A 4,083-nucleotide genomic window follows, 5' to 3' on the forward strand; every position below is an offset into this window, starting at 1 on the left:
GGCAGCTCCTACATCGATCCGTGTAGGAGCTGCCGCAGGCTGCGATCTTTTGCTTTTAAGGGTTACAGGTCGTTCAGGATGTCCGCCATGTCATCGGCATGCTCTTCTTCCTGGGCCAGAATATCTTCGAAGATCCGACGGGTCGTCGGGTCTTTCTCGCCGATGTACTGGATGATTTCACGATAGCTGTCGATGGCGATTCGCTCGGCCACCAAGTCTTCGTAGACCATTTCTTTGAGGGTGTTCCCGGCCACGTATTGCGCGTGGGACATTTTCGACAGCAGGTCGGGGTTGAACTCCGGCTCGCCACCCAATTGCACAATGCGCTCGGCCAGACGGTCGGCGTGCTGGGCTTCCTGAGTGGCATGTTCGAGAAACTCTTCGGCAGCCACGTGGGCCTTCACGCCATTGGCCATGAAGTAGTGGCGCTTGTAGCGCAACACGCAGACCAGTTCAGTGGCCAGCGATTCGTTGAGCAAGCGCAGCACCTCTTCACGGTCGGCGCTGTAACCCTCGGTGACGGCGCCGTTTTCGACGTGTTGGCGCGCACGATCGCGCAAGGTTTGGACATCTGACAGATGCAGGTCGTCGCTCATTTTAATCTCCTGGAGGCTAATCCGATGGGCGCCACGTTCTGCGGACGTAGTCGCTACCCAAGTTGTGAGTCCTGAGCGAAGCAAAAAGTTTTATCGGTTTTACCCCGGTCCAGCGGGTGATGCCTCAGGCCCGAGTGTGCAGCCTCGACCGGGCGCTCTTTAGCGTGTTTTTGGCAGGGATGTCGGCCCTGAAACAGGCTGACGGTCGAGTTGTCATCATCAAGGCGCAGGCTTGGCGGGCGTTTTGCACGCCTTGTATCCACTCACCGACCACAAGGATGTTTGCCCATGTCGACGCGTTATCCACTCGTTCTGGTGCCGGGCATGCTCGGGTTTATCCGGCTGGTGCTCTATCCGTATTGGTACGGAATCATCAAGGCGTTGCGCCGTGGTGGTGCAACGGTGATTGCCGTGCAGGTTTCGCCACTCAACTCCAGCGAAGTGCGCGGCGAACAGTTGCTGGCGCGCATCGATGAGATTCTGCGGGAGACCGGTGCGGCCAAGGTCAACCTGTTCGGCCACAGTCAGGGCTCGTTGACGGCCCGCTATGCAGCGGCGAAACGGCCGGATCTGGTCGCTTCAGTCACGTCAGTGGCCGGCCCTAATCATGGATCGGAACTCGCCGACTATCTGCAAAAACACTATCCGGCGGACAGTGCCAAGGGCCGTCTGCTTGAGGCATTGCTGCGTTTTGTCGGATGGCTGATGGCGTTACTCGAGACCGGTTATCACGGGCCGAAATTGCCAGTGGACATCCACGCCTCGCACCAATCGCTGACGACGGAAGGTGTGGCGCTGTTCAATCAGCGTTATCCACAGGGCTTGCCGCAAAGGTGGGGCGGGCATGGGCCGGAAGAAGTCAACGGCGTGCGTTATTACTCGTGGTCGGGGACGTTGCAGCCGGGCAAGACTGATCGCGGCGGCAATCTGTTTGACGGGACCAATCGTAGCTGCCGGTTATTCGCGAAAACCTTCGTGCGTGAGCCGGGGCAGTGCGACGGCATGGTCGGGCGCTACAGCTCGCATCTGGGCACGGTGATTGGCGATGACTATCCACTGGATCACTTCGACATTGTTAACCAGTCGCTGGGGCTGGTGGGCAAAGGTGCGGATCCGGTGCGGCTGTTTGTCGAGCATGCGGCGCGATTAGAAGCTGCCGGGGTTTAACAGTCAGACCGCGTTATCGTTCATCGCTGGCAAGCCAGCTCCCACAGTGGATTGCATTTCAACAGAGGGAATGCGGTCACCTGTGGGAGCTGGCTTGCCAGCGATGGGGCCAGATCAGGCAACGCTGATCCGGCGGCCAAGCACGGTGGTCCAACGCTCAGACAGAATCACCCCACCCAACGTCAACAACCCGCCGACCAGGTGATACATCGCCAACTGCTCCTTTAACACCACCGCCGCAATCAGCGCGGTAATCAGCGGCAGCAGGTTGAAAAACAACGTCGTCCGGCTCGGCCCCAAACGCTGGACAGCCTGCATCCACGCCAGCGGCGCAAGCATCGACGCCAACAGGCACGCATACAGCACCAGCGGAATGTTCTGCACGGTCAAACCGGTTTTCGGCGAAGCGGCATACAGCGGAAACAACACGACAATCGCCACCAGCACCTGCAAATACAGCAACACCAATGGCGGCAGGCGCAGCTGCCATTTCTTCAGCAGCGTGCTGTAGATCGCATAGGCCAGGGTTGCGATCAACATCATCGCATCGCCCATGTTCACCCCGTGTTGCAGCAACGCGCCGAGGCTTCCGGACGACACCACCACCAGCACCCCGGCGAACGACAGCACCGCGCCGACCAATGCACCAGCCGTGAGGCGCTGACCCAGGCTGATGATCGCCATGGCCAGAGACATCAACGGCATCAGCGACAGAATGATGCCCATGTTGGTCGCGGTGGTCAGGGTCGCGGCGAAGTAGGCGAGGCTCTGATACACCGCCATGCCCAACACGCCGAGGACGAAAATCTTGCCCAGGTTCGGACGGATCTGCGGCCAGTGCGCGATCACCGCTTTGAGCATGAACGGCGTGAACAGCAGGCCGGCGAGCAGCCAGCGATAAAAACCAATCTCGGCCGGGAAGATTGCCCCGACTGCCAGTTTGTTGATCACGGTATTGCCGGCCCAGATAAAAATCGCCAGCAGCGGAAACGCGTATTGCATGAGTTGAAACCATTACGTTGATGAAGGGCAATTATCCCTTGTCTGGATGCAGGCCTATACTTCTAACCAGACAACCTGCCTCTGAAACCGGACAGCATGAACAGTAAACACATCCATCTCCTGGATTTCAGCGAGCTGCCGTCGGCGGTGTATTTCCGTTATGCCGATTTCAACGCCCACGAATTCGCTGCGCCGCACCGGCATCCGTGGGGCACGCTGGAATATGCCGCCCACGGTGTGCTGCATATGGATGTCGACGGCAGCCGATTCATGTCTCCGCCGCAATACGCGGTGTGGGTGCCGCCACAGGTCGAGCACAGTTTCTACAGCCATCAACCGGTCAACTATCGCGCGGTGTGCCTGGATCCCAAGGTCTGCGCCGATTTGCCCCAGCGCGCGTGCACCTTGGCAATCAGCGATATTCTCAAAGCGATTCTCAAGGACTTCGCCGCCCGCGATGTGAAGATCCCCGAACTGGACGCTGACCAACGGCTGGCGCAGGTTCTGGTCGATCAATTGCAACAGGCACCGGTGCACGAGTGTTATCTGCCGTACGCCAGCAGTCCCGGTTTGCTGGCGATTCTCGAAGCCTTGCAGGCCGAGCCGGGCAACAATCAGCCATTGGCGCATTGGGCCCTGCAAGTGCATGTCAGTGAACGCACGTTGGCGAGGCAATTCGTCCGAGAACTGGGAATGAGTTTCGGCGAGTGGCGCCAGCGTCTGCGTTATCTCGCCGCGATCGAGGCGCTGGAAACCTCGCGCAGCGTGCAGGAAATAGCTTTCGATCTCGGCTACAGCAGCGGCTCGGCGTTTATCGCCATGTTTGCGCGGCAGGCCAGCTGCACGCCTGAGCAGTATCGGCGTAGCCACTTGGACGGCAGGAAGGTGTAACAAGCTTTGACTACACTCCTGCAGAGGCCGCCCCCATCGGTGCGGCGACAAGGAGAAAACTCCATGAAGATGTTGCGTGTGCCTTTGTTGATGATTGGTTTGCTCCTGTGTTCCCAGGGTTTCGCCGCCACGGCGCAACAGAACAAAATGACCACCTGCAATGCCGATGCGACCGCCAAGAGTCTGAAAGGCGATGAGCGCAAAACCTTCATGAGCACCTGCCTCAAGGCAACGCCAGCCGCCAACGACGGCAAGACCCTGACTCCGCAGCAGGAAAAAATGAAAACCTGCAATGCCGACGCGAAAACCAAGGCGCTGACCGGTGATGCGCGCAAGACCTTCATGAGTGATTGCCTGAAGAAAAAATAAGATCAAAAGATCGCAGCCTGCGGCAGCTCCTACATGAGAGCTGCGATTCTGTAGGAGC

General features: G+C 58.8%; 5 protein-coding genes. 3 read left to right on the plus strand and 2 right to left on the minus strand.

Annotation, left to right across the window (positions count from 1 at the left end):
• Nucleotides 1-62: 62 nt before the first annotated feature.
• Nucleotides 63-596, minus strand: coding sequence for a bacterioferritin (locus EJA71_RS20205; RefSeq protein WP_034151608.1), 534 nt, complete (start codon nt 594-596; stop codon nt 63-65).
• Between the two features lie 288 nt (nt 597-884).
• Here EJA71_RS20205 and EJA71_RS20210 point away from each other — a divergent pair, with 288 nt between their 5' ends.
• Nucleotides 885-1,763, plus strand: coding sequence for a triacylglycerol lipase (locus EJA71_RS20210; RefSeq protein WP_158959352.1), 879 nt, complete (start codon nt 885-887; stop codon nt 1,761-1,763).
• 114 nt (nt 1,764-1,877) lie between these two features.
• Here the strand turns inward: EJA71_RS20210 and EJA71_RS20215 are convergent, their stop codons facing one another.
• On the minus strand, nt 1,878-2,765 hold the full coding sequence (locus tag EJA71_RS20215) for a DMT family transporter (protein WP_158959353.1): 888 nt from the start codon (nt 2,763-2,765) through the stop codon (nt 1,878-1,880).
• A gap of 96 nt (nt 2,766-2,861) precedes the next feature.
• Here EJA71_RS20215 and EJA71_RS20220 point away from each other — a divergent pair, with 96 nt between their 5' ends.
• Both EJA71_RS20220 and EJA71_RS20225 read left to right on the plus strand, forming a co-directional pair.
• Nucleotides 2,862-3,656 (plus strand): helix-turn-helix transcriptional regulator, encoded by a 795-nt coding sequence (locus EJA71_RS20220; protein ID WP_158959354.1) that lies wholly within the window; start codon nt 2,862-2,864, stop codon nt 3,654-3,656.
• A gap of 63 nt (nt 3,657-3,719) precedes the next feature.
• On the plus strand, nt 3,720-4,025 hold the full coding sequence (locus tag EJA71_RS20225) for a PsiF family protein (RefSeq protein ID WP_158959355.1): 306 nt from the start codon (nt 3,720-3,722) through the stop codon (nt 4,023-4,025).
• Nucleotides 4,026-4,083: the final 58 nt, after the last annotated feature.

This window comes from Pseudomonas sp. PB106 (genome assembly GCF_009764645.1).
Classification (GTDB): Bacteria; Pseudomonadota; Gammaproteobacteria; order Pseudomonadales; family Pseudomonadaceae; genus Aquipseudomonas.